At 53.2% G+C, this 18,406-nt stretch carries 9 protein-coding genes; 3 read left to right on the top strand and 6 right to left on the bottom strand.

The window, feature by feature from the left end; genetic code table 11:
• Positions 1 to 166 precede the first annotated feature (166 nt).
• Positions 167 to 1,672 carry an HD-GYP domain-containing protein gene (locus GYMC10_RS03505; protein WP_012818883.1) on the bottom strand — a complete coding sequence of 502 codons (1,506 nt, stop codon included), beginning with the start codon at positions 1,670 to 1,672 and terminating at the stop codon, positions 167 to 169.
• A gap of 329 nt (positions 1,673 to 2,001) precedes the next feature.
• Positions 2,002 to 2,721: a hypothetical protein gene (locus GYMC10_RS32155; protein ID WP_144374197.1), complete on the bottom strand. Its 720-nt coding sequence runs from the start codon at positions 2,719 to 2,721 to the stop codon at positions 2,002 to 2,004.
• Between GYMC10_RS32155 and GYMC10_RS03500 the strand changes: the two genes are divergently transcribed.
• The gene (locus tag GYMC10_RS03500) at positions 2,720 to 9,592 is read left to right on the top strand and encodes a WIAG-tail domain (RefSeq protein ID WP_144374196.1); all 6,873 of its coding nucleotides are present in this window, start codon (positions 2,720 to 2,722) and stop codon (positions 9,590 to 9,592) included. The genes GYMC10_RS32155 and GYMC10_RS03500 overlap by 2 nt on opposite strands.
• A 326-nt stretch (positions 9,593 to 9,918) precedes the next feature.
• On the opposite strand, the gene GYMC10_RS03495 is transcribed toward GYMC10_RS03500, so the two are convergent.
• Positions 9,919 to 11,169: an MFS transporter gene (locus tag GYMC10_RS03495; protein WP_012818881.1), complete on the bottom strand. Its 1,251-nt coding sequence runs from the start codon at positions 11,167 to 11,169 to the stop codon at positions 9,919 to 9,921.
• Between the two features lie 360 nt (positions 11,170 to 11,529).
• On the opposite strand from GYMC10_RS03495, the gene GYMC10_RS03490 reads away from it, so the two are divergent.
• Positions 11,530 to 12,048 (top strand): sigma-70 family RNA polymerase sigma factor, encoded by a 519-nt coding sequence (locus GYMC10_RS03490; RefSeq protein WP_012818880.1) that lies wholly within the window; start codon positions 11,530 to 11,532, stop codon positions 12,046 to 12,048.
• The gene (locus GYMC10_RS03485; RefSeq protein WP_012818879.1) at positions 12,045 to 12,893 is read left to right on the top strand and encodes a hypothetical protein; all 849 of its coding nucleotides are present in this window, start codon (positions 12,045 to 12,047) and stop codon (positions 12,891 to 12,893) included. Before GYMC10_RS03490 ends, GYMC10_RS03485 begins: the two co-directional genes overlap by 4 nt.
• A gap of 117 nt (positions 12,894 to 13,010) precedes the next feature.
• Here the strand turns inward: GYMC10_RS03485 and GYMC10_RS03480 are convergent, their stop codons facing one another.
• The 3 genes from GYMC10_RS03480 to GYMC10_RS03470 all read right to left on the bottom strand — a co-directional run bounded on the left by GYMC10_RS03480 (position 13,011) and on the right by GYMC10_RS03470 (position 18,239).
• A complete protein-coding gene (locus tag GYMC10_RS03480; RefSeq protein ID WP_012818878.1) occupies positions 13,011 to 14,072 on the bottom strand; it encodes an NAD(P)-dependent alcohol dehydrogenase in 1,062 nt (353 codons plus the stop codon).
• Between the two features lie 39 nt (positions 14,073 to 14,111).
• Positions 14,112 to 15,788 carry a glycoside hydrolase family 13 protein gene (locus GYMC10_RS03475; protein WP_012818877.1) on the bottom strand — a complete coding sequence of 559 codons (1,677 nt, stop codon included), beginning with the start codon at positions 15,786 to 15,788 and terminating at the stop codon, positions 14,112 to 14,114.
• Between the two features lie 198 nt (positions 15,789 to 15,986).
• Positions 15,987 to 18,239, bottom strand: a complete 2,253-nt coding sequence (locus GYMC10_RS03470; protein ID WP_012818876.1) for an ATP-binding cassette domain-containing protein — start codon at positions 18,237 to 18,239, stop codon at positions 15,987 to 15,989.
• Positions 18,240 to 18,406: the final 167 nt, after the last annotated feature.

Raw genomic sequence — 18,406 nt, 5'->3', positions numbered from 1 at the left:
CCTGTCGGCTCCTGTAAGGAATCAGCATGATAAACGTGCTGGACTGCAGCATTTGGCAGCATGTAGAGGACATACCCACAAAAAAGAGGCCGTATACCTGCACAGGTACGGCCTCTTACTTGCTCATCAAAGAATCCGCGCAGCTGGTTCCTTGACTGGTCCCCCGCTAACGAATCGTAATGACCTTCTTCTCCGCTTTCATGTACTTCACGAACATGCCCGCATAATCGGGATCCCACTGGGTTCCCCTACCGGCTTCCAATATGCTCAACGCATCCGCGGATTTCATGCCGCTGCGGTACGGACGGTCCGACGTCATGGCATCATAGGCATCGGCCACGGCAATAATCCGGCCGAACAGCGGAATTTCCTTTCCCTTCAGCCCGTCAGGGTACCCGCCTCCGTCATAGCGCTCATGGTGAGAGCGCACCCCCTCCAAGTAAGGAGCCATGGCATCGGCGGGCTCGATCTGCAGCAGAATGTTCTCCCCTTGCGCCGGATGGGCCTTTACTTGATCGAACTCCTCTGCCGTCAGCTTCCCTTCCTTTAGTAAAATGTTGTCCCTGACCCCGATCTTGCCGATATCATGCAGCAATGCCGTCTTATGCAAAAGATCAACCTGCTCTTCGCTTAGTCCGGCCAGACGGCCGATCAACACCGAATATTCCGCTACCCGAAGCGAATGGCCGGCCGTGTAAGGATCTCTGGCATCCAGCGCCGCCGCCAGGGCGGCAAAATAACTGTCCAGCAGCTTGCGGTTCCGTTCCTCGCGCACCTGCAGCCCGCGGACCATCATATTAAAACCCGCGATCAAATTGGAAAATTCATCGGAGTAGAGATTGGAGGTCTGAATCAGACGGCCCTCCTTGATCTCATTCATCGCCCGGTACAGCTGACGGATGGGGCGCTGCAAATCCTGGGTCAAGAGCCAGGCGCCGATATAAGCAAATCCGACCCCAAGCAGCAATATAAATCCGGCCCAGCCCCAATACTGCTGAGCTACAATCTGACTAAGCCCCTCCAACCGGATCTGCACAGCCAAACTGAACAGAAATAGCGGAAAGGTGCCGATCAGCATCGTACTCAGCAGAAATTTCGTCCGAATCGCCATGAACACATGGCCCTCAAGAGAGAAATCCACGCCATAACGCGACAGCGCCTGCCGCCGAACTTCCTTGATCAAAGGGCGAATGGCGGCTATGGTCAGGAAAAATTCGATCATGGCATGACAGCTGGCCAGCAGGACCGCCCCCAGGCAAGCCAGCCATATGTAGAACGGCGGGAAATTCAGCTTCCCCTGCTCCATCATCCAAACGGTAAGCAGAATGGCCGGAAGCGATAAACCGAGCAGATGCGGTCCGAATATGCGATATACCGCCAAACGCGGCATACGGTGAATGCTCAAATACGCTTTTTCCAACGTTTCCAAATCCGTATGGCCTTCATTAAATCCCGCGTGAATCGGCCGTAAATGGCGAAGAAAGACCGTCAGCTCCGATGCGACCATTACCATGAACGAAATGGCCAATATGAGCATTAGACGCACGCCTTCAGAGGTGGGAATCTCGAGGGTCGTTACCATTAATACGCCACCCACAACAAGCACAGCTGCAATGGACCCGATCATATAGTTCCGGATTAGCTGCTTAAGAAAAGACTTATACAGTTGCATGGAACGCCTACTTTCATTAACGGATAATAAATATCGGCAAGGCATATGCAATCCGAACGTATTCGACATGATGCTACAAGTTTAAGAGCTCGGCAGCAGAATTCGCAAGAAAAAACTGTTAATATGAATATCGTAGGATTTCAGGAAAAAATCAAGCGTTTTTGCATCTCATTCTAATATTCGTTTGAATATCTTTGCTTATTACATGCAGCTGTGCTATAATTAGTAATTGTTACACGAAGTTTAACCCCGTAAGTTCCTCGAAAAATGGTTATTTACATCTCTGTTGAAGTGCAAATTCCTATTTTATGACCCTAAAAGTATGAGTTTTATGGAACGGTTTTCTGATTCACACTGGAGCGGTCATCGGAGCCGCAAGGACGAAAGAGAGGCAGGGCTTTTGTCGTTTTAGAAGCAAAGATTCTTGAAGAAACTTCAAATACGGAACCGACTGTGCAGCCGTAAAGGCGCCAGGGGTTAAATTTTATAAGCGCTATTAAGCGCACAATGAAGGACTCGGCCTTTGCCGGGTCCTTTTTCCATGGATGCGCCGCCATTTCGATTCTTCGAATCCCAAAAGACCAGTGACAGCCGCCTAAACGGCTGCATATGATACCGGAGACGATCAGTATTCGGAAGGAGCGTGCAGTTTTGAAGAAAAAGAAAAAAAACTCGTCAACATCTTCTAACCAACCCTTCAGAGTCGACCCTAGTACCAGGGAACTCGACCTGTTGGGGCGCGGTAATGGACGCAGTCCTGAAAAAGAAAAAGAAACAGAAACAGAACAAGAAAAAGAAGCCCGCATTCTTTCAACATTACCTCTCGCGGATCCGGAAGAGGATCTCATCGGCATTTTCGAATTAAGGCAGCAAGAAAGAGAAGAAGTCATCAAACCCGTAATATCAGACGAAGCTATTTCTGTGTCAACAGAGGCTACTGCATTTTCTGATGCCGTGACGGTAAATTCCGACTCCGCCGCGGCAGCAACTGACTCCACAACATTATCTTCTACGGATTCCGTGACACTGTCTTCTGCAGATTCTTCCATGACACTGTCTTCTGACCATTTGACGCTATCTTCCGATCCTCTGCCTAACACGGAAATCGAGCCGGAGCAGTTGATTCTTGAAAAGGAAATGCCAGAAATTAAGGGAGCATTTATATTTACAGAGGACATAGGTGAATATGCCATAACCGAGAACCGGATCGCCTCCAAGTCGGTTACGGCTTCCAAGCTTGCTCGTGGAGCGGTCGGTCCCGAAGCGCTGCAAGACTATAGCGTTTCCAGCCTTCATCTTGCAGACGAAGCCGTGACCTCAAGCAAAATTGCTCCATTGTCAGTCACGGGCGAGCATCTCATGGATGGAATTTTATCGACGCGCAAATTCAGGGACGGCTCGGTCAACGCAAGCAAAATCAAGGATGGCAGCATAACCACCCAAAAGCTGGCGGACCATGCCGTTGAAGGGAAGAAAATAGCCGACGGAGCTATTACAGCAAGGCACCTCGAGCAGCTGCTCGTATCGACGGAGCTGCTGGACGACCAATCTGTCATTGGAGAAAAAATCGCATCAAGCGCCGTAGAAACCCGGCATATATCCAATGAGGCGATTCACACTTCCAAGCTTGCCGACAATGCCGTCACGTCATCCAAAATTCGCGATGGCGCCATCACCGGAAACAAAATAGCGGATAGCGCCGTAGACGGCTCCCATATACAGCAGAAATCCATTAACAGCGACCATCTCGTCAGCAGGGCCGTGACATCGGAGCATATTGCCAAGGGAAGCATCGGCCCCGACCAAATTGCTGTTAGAGGCATTGGCGCCGACCATATTCAGAATGGATCGCTGGGCGCCCGCCATCTGGAAGACGGTGCAATAGGGCCTGATCAAATTCAGCCTGGTTCCATCGGTCCCGAACAGATCGACGTCAGCGCCGTGTCCACCCGGCACTTGAGCGATTCCAGTATAACGAGCTCCAAACTTGCCGATCAGTCAGTCCATACAGCCAAACTGGTCGAGCAGGCTGTTACGGCCTCAAAAATTGCTGATCAGAGTGTTCTCCCGAGTAAGATTGCCAATGAAGCTGTACAAACCCGTCATTTGGCTAAAGGGGCCGTAGAATCATCCCAAATCGCTTCGGAGGCTGTTCAAGCCCGGCATCTCTCTCAAGATGCAGTGAAAGCAAAACATATCGCAATCGGCAGCATCTTGCCACAGCACTTTGCTCCTGAAAGCGTGCTCGGTGCGGCAATCCATTCCAGAACGATTGGAGAGCAGCACATGGCGGACCGTTCCATCGCGAGACAGCATCTTCAGCGAGAATCGGTTGGGGAAGAACAGCTTGCACCCGAAAGTGTAACGGGCAGCAAGCTGGCGTTGGGCTCGGTTGGCGGCAGCATCATTAGGCAGAGTGGCGTGACTTCCAGCAATATCGCAAGCCAATCCATTCTGCAGCAGCATCTGGCTGCGGACAGCGTCGGAGCACATGCCATACAAGACGGGGCGATCCAATCATCGCATTTGACCAACGGCTCGGTTGCCAGCTGCCATTTACAGACCGAGAGCGTAGGGACAGAAGCGCTTGGACGCGGAGCGGTAACAAGCGACAAAATTGCCGAAGGCAGCGTAATCGAATCTTCTATCGGTGAAGGCGTTATTGCACCTCGGCATCTGGCAGACCATGCTGTAACGTCCCTGAAACTGTCACCGGAAAGCGTGTCGACCGACAAGCTGGCGGATCTTTCCGTTACGTCGTCCAAACTTGCCGAAGGCAGCATCACTGGTGACAAAATAGCATCCCAAGCCATTCGTTCCACCCACCTGTCAACCCATTCCGTCGCCAAGGAAGCCATTCAGAATGGAGCCGTTACCTCAGACAAAATTGCCCAGCAGTCGGTTGAGGGAGTGCATCTTGGACTGGAATCCATCTTGGGCAAACATATCACCCAGGAAGCAATCCACGGCTACCATTTGAAAAAGAAATCCATCACGCTAAACCATTTGGCTGACGAGAGCCGATCGCCCGATATGCTGTTTGCCGACGGAAGCATTCCAGGAGCGAAGCTTGAATCGCAATCGATTACGGAAGACCACCTTACCCCTTCATCTGTGTCGGGGACCGTATTGAAAACAAACGCCGTTAGCGGAGAAAAAATCAAACCGCTCTCCATCTCGGCAGTGCATCTGCAAGAAGCGAGCGTCCTTTCGGACCATCTTGGTTTGGAAGTGGTCAAATCACAGCATATTGAGGATATCGCTGTAACCGATCGGCATATTGCGTCAGGCTCGATCAGCGCAAAGCATATCCAGAACGAAAGCATTGAATCGTCGCACATCGAGAACGGTGCCGTTCTTTCCGAGCATATTGCCGGAGAATCGATCCATGGAAACCATCTCAGTGAAGGGGCTGTGGCATCCAAGCATATAGAATTATTCTCTATTCAAAGTCACCATCTCGCCCCTTACTCCGTCAACATGGCCCATCTGGCGGATCAGTCTGTCGGCCATGTCCACTTGCAACCGGATAGTGTGGGAGTCGATCAGCTGCAGCCAGGGTCCGTCAAATCAAGACAATTGGCAGAAGGTGCCGTGCTTCCCCATCATTTGCAGACGCACAGCATCAACACGAAGCATATTGAAGCCGGTGCGATTACAACGGAGCTTATTCAGGATCACGGGGTTACGGGAGCAAAAATTGCCCATGGAACGATCACCGGCTCAAACATTGCGGCAGGTTCTCTGAACGGCTCGAAAATAGCCGAGGGCTCTATTGAAAGCCGGCATCTCGGTCCGGACGCCTTTGATAACTTCAACCTGGCTAACGGCTCCGTTACGGGGAGCCAAATCGCCAAGGAAACCATCACGGGGGCGAACATTGCGGCTGGTGCTTTGAACGGGTCCCAGATTGCCAAGGGCTCTATCGAGAGCAAGCACCTCGCACCGGACGCTTTTGATAACTTCACTTTAGCCGAAAACTCCGTAACAGGAAGTCAAATTGCTGGGGGAACCATCACCGGCGCGAACATCGCCGAAGGCTCCTTAGACGGATCGCAGATTGCCGAAGGCTCCATCGAGAGCAAGCACCTCGCACCGGATGCTTTCGACAACTTCACCTTAGGAAAGGGTTCTGTTACGGGAAGTCAAATTGCTGAAGGTACCATCACGGGCGCGAACGTCGCCGATGGGTCCCTGAAAGGTTCGAAGATCGCCGAAGGCTCCATTGAAAGCCGCCACCTCGGTCCGGACGCTTTTGATAACTTCACCCTGGCCGGCGGATCTGTATCCGGAAGGCAAATCGCTAAGGGGACCATCACTGGCGCGAACGTAGCCGACGGCTCCTTGAACGGGGCGCAGATTGCCGAGGGCTCCATCGAAAGCAAGCACCTTGCACCGAATGCTTTTGACAACTTCACCTTAGACGAGGGCTCTGTTACGGGAAATCAAATCGCTGAGGGAACCATCACCGGCTCGAACGTCGCCGACGGTTCCTTGAACGGGGCACAGATTGCCGAGGGCTCCATCGAAAGCAAGCACCTTGCACCGAATGCTTTTGACAACTTCACCTTAGACGAGGGCTCTGTTACGGGAAATCAAATCGCTGAGGGAACCATCACCGGCGCGAACGTAGCCGACGGCTCCTTGAACGGGGCGCAGATTGCCGAGGGCTCCATCGAAAGCAAGCACCTTGGACCCGACGCTTTTGCTAACTTCACCCTGGCCGGCGGATCTGTATCCGGAAGACAAATCGCTAAGGGAACCATCACTGGCGCGAACGTAGCCGACGGCTCACTGAACGGGGAGCAGATTGGCGAGGGCTCCATCGAAAGCAAACACCTTGCACCGAATGCTTTTGACAACTTCACCTTAGACGAGGGCTCTGTTACGGGAAATCAAATCGCTGAGGGAACCATCACCGGCGCGAACGTGGCCGAGGGATCTTTGAACGGTTCCCTGATCGCCGAGGGATCCATTGAGAGTAAACACCTTGGACCGGATGCTTTTGATAACTTCATTCTGGCCGAGGGCTCTGTTTCAGGAGGCCAAATCGCTGAGGGGACCATCACCGGCGCGAACGTGGCCGAGGGATCTTTGAACGGTTCCCTGATCGCCGAAGGATCCATTGAGAGTAAACACCTCGCACCGGATGCTTTTGATAACTTTACTCTGGCTGACGGCTCTGTTATAGGAAGACAGATCGCTGAAGGGACTATCACCGGCGCGAATGTGGCCGAGGGGTCCTTGAACGGCTCACAAATCGCCGAGGGATCCATCGAGAGTAAACACCTTGGACCGGATGCTTTTGATAACTTCACCTTGGCCGATGGTTCAGTAACAGGAAGCCAAATTGCTGAAGGTACTATCACCGGCGCGAACGTGGCCGACGGGTCCTTGAACGGCTCCCAGATCGCCGAAGGTTCCATCGAGAGCCGGCACCTTGGACCGGATGCTTTTGATAACTTCACCCTGGCTGACGGCTCTGTTACAGGAAGCCAGATCGCTGAAGGTACCATCACCGGCGCGAACGTGGCCGAGGGATCCTTGAACGGTTCCCTGATCGCCGAGGGATCCATTGAGAGCAAACACCTTGCACCGGATGCCTTTGATAACTTCACCCTGGCCGATGGTTCAATAACAGGAAACCAAATCGCTGAGGGGACCATCACTGGCACGAATGTGGCCGACGGGTCTTTGAATGGTTCCCAAATTGCTGAAGGCTCCATCGAGAGTAAACACCTCGCACCGGATGCCTTTGATAACTTCACCCTGGCCGATGGTTCAGTAACAGGAAGCCAGATCGCTGAAGGTACTATCACTGGCGCGAACGTGGCCGAGGGATCTTTGAACGGTTCCCTGATCGCCGAGGAATCCATTGAGAGCAAACACCTTGCACCGGATGCCTTTGATAACTTCACCCTGGCTGACAGCTCTGTTACCGGAAATCAAATCGCTGAAGGTACTATCACCGGCACGAACGTGGCCGAGGGATCCATTGAGAGCAAACACCTCGCACCCGATGCCTTTGATAACTTCACCTTGGCTGACGGCTCTGTTACCGGAAGCCAAATCGCTGAAGGTACTATCACCGGCACGAACGTGGCCGAGGGATCCTTGAACGGTTCCCTGATCGCCGAGGGATCCATTGAGAGCAAACACCTCGCACCCGATGCCTTTGATAACTTCACCTTGGCTGACGGCTCTGTTACCGGAAGCCAAATCGCTGAAGGGACTATCACTGGCGCGAACGTGGCCGACAGGTCCTTGAACGGCTCACAAATCGCCGAAGGATCCATCGAGAGTAAACACCTTGGACCGGATGCTTTTGATAACTTCACCTTGGCTGACGGCTCTGTTACCGGAAGCCAAATTGCTGAAGGCACTATCACTGGCGCGAACGTAGCCGACGGGTCCTTGAACGGCTCCCAGATCGCGGAAGGTTCCATCGAGAGCCGGCACCTTGGACCGGATGCTTTTGATAACTTCACCTTGGCCGAGGGGGCTGTTACCGGAAGCCAAATTGCTGAAGGTACTATCACTGGCGCGAACGTGGCCGAGGGATCCTTGAACGGCTCCCTGATCGCCGAAGGTTCCATCGAGAGCCGGCACCTTGGACCGGATGCTTTTGATAACTTCACCTTGGCCGAGGGGTCCATTGAGAGCAAACACCTCGCACCCAATGCCTTTGACAACTTCACCCTGGCCGATGGTTCAGTAACAGGATGCCAAATTGCTGAAGGTACTATCACCGGCGCGAACGTAGCCGACGGGTCCTTGAACGGCTCACAAATCGCCGAGGGCTCCATCGAGAGTAAACACCTTGGCCCGAATGCTTTTGATAACTTCACTTTGGCCGATGGTTCAGTAACAGGAAGCCAAATTGCTGAAGGGACCATCACTGGCGCGAACGTCGCCGAGGGATCCATAGAGAGTAAACACCTTGGACCGGATGCTTTTGATAACCTCACCCTGGCTGACGGCTCTGTTACAGGAAGCCAGATCGCTGAAGGGACCATCACTGGCGCGAACGTGGCCGAGGGCTCCTTGAACGGTTCCTTGATCGCCGAGGGATCCATAGAGAGTAAACACCTCGCACCGGATGCCTTTGATAACTTCACCCTGGCTGACGGCTCTGTTACAGGAAGCCAGATCGCTGAAGGGACCATCACTGGCGCGAACGTGGCCGAGGGCTCCTTGAACGGTTCCTTGATCGCCGAGGGGTCTATTGAGAGCAAACATCTCGCTCCGGGTGCCTTTGATAACTTTACCCTGGCTGACGGTTCTGTTACAGGAAGCCAAATCGCTGAAGGGACTATCACTGGCGCGAACTTGGCCGAGGGATCTTTGAACGGTTCCCTGATCGCCGAAGGTTCCATTGAGAGTAAACACCTTGGACCGGATGCTTTTGATAACTTCACCTTGGCCGAGGGGGCTGTTACCGGAAACCAAATCGCTGACGGGACCATCGAGAGAAGACATCTTAGACCGGACGCTTTTGATACCTTTACACTCGCTGACGGCAGCATTGACGGCGACAAATTAGGCAAGTCGGCTGTCGCTAGCGTTCATATTTCCGACGGGGCTGTTACCGGCCAGCAATTGGCTGAATCAGCAGTCACTGCACAGCATCTGGCCTTCACGCCGGTGCGCAGCTCAAGCGGGAAGCCGAAACTTCAGCAATTTGGAATGACCCCCTTTGTATTGACAGGGGCCGGCACTCAGACCGAGGTAACCGTCCTATTCGATGAACCTTATGCCGGCATTAACTATGTTATCGTGGGGATGAGCAACAATCCTGGTTTCCAGATCTCACTGAAATCCCAGCGCGAGGATGCAGCAGTTCTGGAAGTGATCCGCCAGCCGAATTGCAGCCTTTCCTACGGCTTCGTGTCCTGGATTGCCCTTGGCCCTTCACTGTAACCAGAATATCAAGCCCAAAAACGGCTCTCCTATAGCGATAGGAGAGCCGCTTACACGTTATTCATGCCATCGTCATTCTAATGAATCGTATGCTCTACCAGCCTATGTTTCCGAAGGAAAAGGGCGTGGATTGTTTCAAATACGGCTTACGAAATTAAAGCCTTGCATAAGGATATGGATGAAACGCCTGTTCATAACGCGAGTCCCCGTAGTATTCAAAAATAAAAAAGACGAGCTTAACGCTCGCCTTTTTTATTTTCGAAATTGTCTGCATGTATGAAACTTGCAGTCATCAAGTCCGGCGGGAGGATGAACCTATATGCCAATTATACCGCGCGTCCTCCTCCTTGTGCTGCGCTTTCCCCTGCCCCCGGCCACCTCGTTCGTATGATTGCAGCGTAACAGCCCGAGATGAACAACACCGCAGCTGCAATGATATACGTAGTCCGGACGCCGTATTCGTCGGTGATGAACCCGAACAGCAGCGTGGATAGGCCAAATACCAGCGAAACCATCGCGCTTTGAGCCGCGTACACCTTCGGCAACAGATGAACGGATACGCTCCGCTGCAGAGTGGTCTGCAGCGAGACGGATTTCAGCTGTTCAAAAACGCCGAAGCCTGCCGAGAACATAAGGGCCAGCCAAGGCACCGAGGTCAATCCAAAACCGAGCGTCATCAGACTGATGCCGAAGGAAGAGCAGATGACGAACTTGCGAATATTGCGGTCGATCAGCCCCCCGCCTCTCATTCCAAACAGTCCGCCCAGCATGAGTCCCAGGAAAAAGCTTGCGTTGATATATCCCCACCACGCCTCCTCCCTGTGCAGCGCATCAGCCACGTACACGTAGATGATCGCTGCGATCCAGATCACGCCTGCCATCGTCTCCAATACATAAATCACATGAATCGCCCGAAGGGAAGGCTGCTTCCAAATGAGTGCCCAGCCTTCTTGAATGGAGCGCCCTTTCGAAACGCGCGTCTTCTCTTTCGGTTCCGGGGCGGCTTCATGCCGATCCTCTATAAGTTTCATGAAGACTGCCGCTGCCAGGGACAGCGCAAAGGTCAGTCCTATCACGCTGCTTCCGCCCAAGACTGCGACCAGCAGTCCCCCAACCGCCCAGCCTCCCAGTTGGATCATCTGATCCACGATGGCAACAAAGCTGTTTGCTTTCGTTAACTCGGCGGCATCCACCAGACGCGGCAGCATGGCATGGCTGGCAGGTGCAGCCCAGCCATCGAGCAAGGAGATGAGAAATACGAATCCGAGAATCACATAGACCGTCGCCTCCTGCTCTCCCAGTGCATAGCAGGTTACCATCAACAGGAACAGCACGACCGTTTTTCCGATCTGAGACGAAACAAGCAGCGACTTGAGGCTGTATTTGTCCATTAAAACGGGCGCAAAGCTCCCGCTTATAAACCGTGTCGTCGTCGTAATGAAAGGGATCATGGCCATCAACATGGCGGATCCCGTAATCCCATGGATCATAGCCATCAGGCCGACAATGTAAATTAAATCGCCGCTATTGGCGAGCGCCTGGCCTATCCAGAGATATCGAAAGGATTTCCGTTTCATCTTTCTACCCCAATTCTGTATTTAGTTGTGCGGGTTGGGTAGAAAAACCTACATGTTCTGGCCTCCGTTCACTTCATATGACTCATATAGTAACATCCTTCATGTCTTCTGTTAAGCTGCTCGGTATTTTTCAATCCCTCCTCATTTCAGCCTTGGATTCGCACATACGGCGTAATCGGCCTGGTATATCCCTCCATTCGTCTATTTTTTATCCCGGGCTAAAACTATTTGGCCCTCTCCACGGTCTAATGATCAGTCAAGCGCACTCAAGTACTTGAGTTGATCCCATCAATCCGGCCAATGAATGAACAGATCAACGAATTCGTGCCATGACATGTATACTAGTGCTAGTAGTTAGGAGTGAGTGAACTGAGAGCGAAAGAATCGAAGCAACAACAGTTCAGTGAACATATCGAGAAATGCAAGAACAAGTTATACCGGGTGGCCTATTGCTATGTCAAAAACGAGCAGGAGGCACTGGACATCGTCTCGGAAGCGACCTATAAGGGATACCTCGCTTATGAGCGGATGAACGCGCCGCAGTATTTTGATTCTTGGATGACCCGGATCGTCATTAACACTGCCATCGACCATCTCGGTCGCAAGAAGCGGTTTACCTATATGGAAGACCAGGCTCAGGACTACGCGGCTGCAGAGCATGCGGTCCCGCTGGAGGAGAAAATGGATCTGTACGATGCGCTGGACAAACTGCCGCCGGAGGAGAAAACCTACATGATTTTGAAGTTTTTTGAGGACCTGCGCTTTAGGGAAATGGCGGATGTGCTGTCATTGTCCGAGAACACCGTCAAAACCAGGTTTTATCGCATTATCGGAAAATTGAAATCTTATTTAATCGAGGGAGAGGTCGATAGCCTATGACAGGAAAAGAACGCTACGAACACATTGAAATTCCCGCTCAGTTAACAGGCGTCATAGATGCTGCGCAGAAAAAGGCGGCCATCCGTAAACGATCCAAACGCATGATGAGGTATTCTTCCGTTGTTGCAGCGGCCGCTGCCCTGCTCTTCGTGGTCAATATCCCAACGGTAGCCAATGCCTTATCCAAAGTACCCGTGGTGGGCAGCATCGTTCAGGTGCTGCAATTCGGGGGCGGCGGCGAGCGGACCGACGGCGTTACCGTAGGAACGGAAGCTTCCGAGGATGTATTCAAGATTCATTTTGATCAGGAAGGCGAGTCCGTTTCCAGCGTGCCTGCCTATACCGTCGACCATAGAGATGCCCCGAACCGCCTTATTTTCACGTTTAACGGGGTTCGATATTTTGACTATGATACCATCAAGAAAGACATGCTGGCGCTTCCGCTGGTGAAGGATGTTTATGAAAATGTGATTCTGGACGATTCGGCCATGCGTTTTGTCGTTGAGCTGAAGGACGGCGTGAAGCATTCCGTATCGGAATATAAAGATCCCGGCTATTTGGAGCTGAGGCTTACTTCCACCGGCGAGCCGGTAACTCCGCGCGAAGTCTTCTATATCCGCAGTGAGACGATGCCGCAAGGGGAATCCCTTGCCATTCTTGAAGAGATTTACTTGGAAGACGACGTGACCTTCATTAAGGCGGCCGGCGGGGACTTTATCGCGGTCATCGGCGGATTCGATACCCGCGAGGCTGCCGAGCAGAAGCTCGGCGAAATTTCGTCGCGCGAGACCTACGGCGATGATCTTCGCATCGACAGCTGGATGAGCAATGAGCGCCCGGACTAACCGGTTGAAAAAAGCACCGCTCCGACAAGTGTTGGAGCGGTGCTTTTTGATATCATATTATTCAGGTTCGATTGTACCGCCAGCTCCGGAAGCAGCTCTTCCTGCCGCGAAGAAACGTTATGCGTTTTGATGAGGATAGATCATGACTTTGACGCTGGTGTCCTTTTGCGTGCGGGCAAGCTCCACGGCTTCCTCGATCTGATCCAAAGAATACTGGTGGGTGATGATGTCCCGTATGCGGCTGCCCTTGTTCTGCAGCATCTGAATAGCGGCCGGATACGTATTCGCATAGCGGAACACACCGTATACATCCAGCTCGGCGTCAACCAAAGCGCCGATATCCACCGGAATGGCATCCTTTGCAGGCAAGCCTACAAACACGATGCGGCCCCCGCGGTTCACATAACCGATGGAATCCGCGATGGCCCCGGCATTGCCCGATGTTTCGATGATGAGATCGATTCCCTTGCCGCCCGTAAGTTCGACCAATCGCTGGGGCACGGATTCGTCCATGGGATTGATCACGCCGGAGGCTCCCATCTGAAGGGCCAGATTGCGCCGGTAATCCACGACGTCGCTGCCGAATACCTGTGAAGCTCCGGACATTTTGGCTGCCTCCATGGCAAGCAGGCCGATCGGGCCCAAACCGAGCACCAGCACCCGGTCCTCCGGCCGGATACGCCCGCGGCGTACGGCATGAAGGCCAACGGACAGCGGCTCAAGCAATGCGCCCTCCTCGAAGGACATTTCATCCGGCAGCCGGAACAGGAAGTCGCTGCGAACCGCAACGTATTCGGCCCAGGCACCGTCAACCGGAGGAGTCGCCATGAACACCACGTCCGGGCACAGGTTGTAGCGTCCGCTTTTGCAATAGGCGCATTGCCCGCACGTAACGCCCGGCTCCACGGCCACGCGGTCACCGACGGAGACATTCGTCACCTTCTCCCCCGTTTTCACAACGACTCCAGCCAGCTCATGTCCCAGAATCAACGGCTCTTTCACCTCATACCTTCCGATCCGTCCATGCTCATAATAATGCACGTCCGAACCGCAGATGCCGATGCAATACACCTGAATCAAGGCTTCATCTGGCTTCGGCTCCGGAATGGGCACCTGCTTCACCCCAATGGATAAAGGACGATCAAGAACGGCGGCAGACATCAAATTAGGCTGCGACAAGCTGCATTCACCTCTCATTTCAAGAAATCGCTTACCCACTTAGTTTACACGATAAACTATCGCTTCATAAGGGTTTAAGGTGAATTGGCCGAAACTCCGGTCCGACCGCTCGTAATTGGTGAGCACCACTTCCGGATGACGGCCGCTCCATTCCGCTGGAAACTGAAACTCCGGCGTCCTGCCGTAAAAGTTCAATACGATCAGATATACCTCGTTCCCTAATGATCTGGAATAAGCGAAGATCTCCGGATGCTCCTCCAGCACGGCTTCGTATTTTCCGTAGATCAGCACCTCGGTGGACTTGCGCAGACGGATCAAGGCCTTATAGTAATTAAGAATGGAATCCGGATCGGCCAGCTGATGCTCCACGTTGATCTCATGATAATTCGGATTGGACCGAATCCACGGCACGACGGATGAGAAACCGCCATAAAGCGTGCCATCCCACTGCATCGGCGTTCTTGCATTGTCCCGGGCCCGGTACGCGATTCTGCGCATCGTCTCGGACACGTCTTTTCCGTCCAACAGCCGCTCGCGGTAATAATTGTAGATCTCCACGTCCCGATAATCGCTCAGCTCCGGAAACTCGACATTCGTCATCCCGATTTCCTGCCCCTGGTAAATGAACGGCGTCCCTTGCATCAGCATAAAAAAAGTAGCCAGCATCTTGGCCGATTCCTTATGATAGTGGACCGGATCGCCAAAACGGGATACGGAGCGCGGCTGATCATGGTTCTCCATATAGAGAGCGTTCCAGCCTGTCCCTTCCAGGCCCGTCTGCCATTTATGCATGATCTGCTTCAATTCGGCCAAGTCCCAGACGGCGTAATCCCAGCGCCCTTCGAGTCCGAAATCGAGATTGACGTGCTCAAATTGAAAAATCATGTTCAGCGCCCCGTTCTCCTCCCCGATCCAGCGGTCTGCTTCGGCGATCGGAATGCCGCTGGCTTCGCCCACCGTCATAATGTCATAATCGGCGAACGCTTCGCGTTTGAATTGCTGTAGAAATTCATGAATTCCCGCGATATTCCGGTGACCGGGATTTGAATCGACATATCGAAGGTTGTTTGGATTCGGCATGTCGGGCAAACCCGGCAGCTTCTTAATATGGGTGATCGCGTCCACGCGAAAGCCGTCGATCCCTTTATCCAGCCACCAGCGGATCATCCGCACCAGCTCTTCCCGGACCGCCGGATTCTCCATATTTAGATCAGGCTGCTTTTTCGAATAGAGATGGAGATAATATTGACCCGTTAGTTCGTCGTATTCCCAAGCGGAACCGGTGAACACCGATTCCCAATTGTTCGGCTCGGCCCCGTCCCTCGGATCCCGCCAGATGTAATAATCCCGCTTCGGATTCGTTCGGGAGGAGCGGGCTTCCATAAACCACGGATGTTCATCCGAGGTATGATTAAGCACCAGATCCATGATAAGGCGCATGCCGCGCTTATGGATTTCGGCCAGCAGCCGGTCGAAGTCGGCCATCGAGCCGAATTCCGTCATAATATCCTGATAATCGCTGATATCATAGCCGTTGTCGTTATTGGAGGATCGATAGATAGGGCATACCCATATGACGTCAATCCCGAGATCCTTCAAATAATCCAGACGGGATATCACCCCTTGCAGATCCCCGATGCCGTCTTCATTCGAATCCATGAAACTGCGCGGATAGATCTCATACGCAACGGCTTCTTTCCACCATGCTTTCCGCATTGCCTGATCCCCCGTTTACAATCAAAATGCTGCCCATCGCGGTATACGGACATTAGTCGTTTATACATTCTTATTAACCGACTCCTGCCTAAGCCGCAGTCTGTGGCAGCATACAGTATTGCCGTTTAAACGATCATATAAGCCTGATAACCATAGAATGGCCATGCCGCGGGGATATGCGGCACAGCCATTCTAAGTCTATCCTCTCACGTATTTACCGGTCAGGGAGTGTTCCGCCGCGATCAGTTCGGCGGGCGTTCCTTCGAATATGACCCTCCCTCCCCTGCTGCCGCCTTCGGGCCCGAGATCGATGATCCAGTCCGCCTGACGAATCACGTCCAGATTGTGCTCGATCACGATCACCGAGCTGCCGTTATCGACGAGCCGATTCATCATGTCCAGCAGATGCCCGACATCCGACATATGCAGCCCCGTCGTCGGCTCGTCCATGACGTAAATCTGACCCTGCTTGTGCAGCTCGCTGGCCAGCTTGATGCGCTGGCTTTCGCCCCCGGACAGGGTGCTCAGCGGCTGTCCGAGGGTCAGATAGTGCAGGCCCACGTCATGCAATGCTTCCAGCCGCCGCTTGATTTCTTTTTTCTCGAAAAAATCCAGCGCCTGCAGTACCGTCATGTCCAGCACCTCGGTGATCATTTTTCCCTGGAGCTTGTACTGGAGCACATCATCCTTAAAACGTCTGCCGTCACAGGTATCGCACGGCGACTTAATGCCTTCCATGAAAGCCAGGTCCGTATAGATGAAACCGAGCCCGTGGCAGTCGGGGCAGGCCCCTTTGGAATTGAAGCTGAACAGGGACGGACTCTGGCCGTTCGCCTTGGCGAACATGCTCCGGATGTCATCCATGATCCCCGTGTAGGTGGCAGGGTTGGAACGGATCGAGGCGCTGACGGCGGACTGGTCGATGACAACAGCCTCGGGATGCTGGGACAGGAAGGCATGGTGAATGAGCGAGCTCTTTCCTGATCCCGCTACGCCCGTGACCACGGTCAATACGCCTACCGGGATATCCACCGTCACATTGTTCAGGTTATGATGATTCGCATTGGCAATGCGCATATGCCCTGTAGGTACGCGAAACTGTTCCTTCATCGGCATCCACCGCTTCATATACCGCCCGGTTAAGGTGGAAGCTTGGTCGCACAGCTGCTCGACCGTCCCTTCGAAGACAATTTCCCCTCCCCGGGTACCGGCATTCGGCCCCACATCCACCACATGGTCGGCAATTTCAATCACGTCACGGTCATGCTCCACGACCAGCACGGTGTTGCCCTTGTCGCGAAGCTTCCTCAGCATGCCGTTCAGACGGTGAACATCCCGCGGATGCAAGCCCACGCTCGGCTCATCAAAAACATACATCATGTCCGTCAGGCTGCTGCCCAGATGCCGGACCATCTTGACCCGCTGCGACTCGCCTCCGGAGAGCGTGGTCGTCTCCCGGTTCAGCGTCAGGTAATCCAGTCCCATATCCATCAAATGCTGCAGCCGCTCCGCTAAGCTGGCTACCATGCTTGCAGCGATCGGCTCCTTGATATCCAGGATGAACGCTCTTAGGTCCCCGATCTCCATGGCCGCACACTCGGCGATGTTGAATCCGTTGATCCTGCAGCTTAACGCAGCTTGGCTGAGCCGTGTCCCCTCGCATAACGGGCATGTGCCGTGCGTAATGAAATTTTTCACGTGATTGAAGGTTCGTTCGGACAATTCGCTGCTGTCTCGCTGAATATACAGCCGGTTAAATTTCAGCACGAGGCCTTCGAAGTCGGACTGCACCGGTCCGCCTTTGGACGGGAAGGTCACTTTCCCCTCCTTGCCGTACAGGAAGAGATTCCATTCCGCTTCGGAATAATCGGCCAGCTTCTTGTCGTTATCAAAGAAACCGGACATGGTGTAGTTCTTCATATACCAGCTGTCCACCGAGAAAATCGGAAACCGGACCGCTCCCTCATTCAAGGATTTGGTCGTATCCAGCAGCTTCGTCAGATCCAGCTCCACCTTCTTCCCGATTCCCTGGCATTCCGGACACATGCCCTGCGGATCGTTAAAAGAAAACGCATTGGAGTAACCCACGAATGGCTGCCCCACCCTCGAAAACAGCAGTCGAAGAACGGCGTACAGATCGGTGATCGTGCCGAGCGTGGAACGCGAGTTCCCTCCCAGCCGCTTCTGGTCGATGACGATGGCGGTCGACAAATTCTCGAGCGAGTCCACGTCCGGGCGGCTATGCCGGGGAAGCCGGTTCCGGACAAAAGCGGTGAACGTCTCGTTCAGCAATCGCTGGGCCTCGGAACTGATGGTATCAAACACGATGGACGATTTGCCCGAGCCGGATACGCCGGTAAAGACGGTGATTTTTCGTTTTGGAATTTGGAGCGAAACATTCTTTAGATTATTCTCCCTGGCACCGCGAATGCGGATATATTCTTGCGGCATGGCCGTTCCTCCTTTGTGCCCTGTAGTGCTCCTATTATAAAAGGGCATTCATGACATGTACTGTCATAATGAAGGAAAGCTGCTGTGATTCCGGTCGAACCCGCGTCGGGAAAATATCAGAAGGGTTGCTGGCCTATTAATGTTATACTTAGTTTATAATGAGTCAG

This window comes from Paenibacillus sp. Y412MC10, from assembly GCF_000024685.1.
In the GTDB taxonomy this organism is placed as follows: Bacteria; Bacillota; Bacilli; order Paenibacillales; family Paenibacillaceae; genus Paenibacillus_AQ; species Paenibacillus_AQ lautus_A.
Note: the sequence above shows the minus strand (reverse complement) of the source record. Positions and strands in the feature narration are given on the sequence as shown.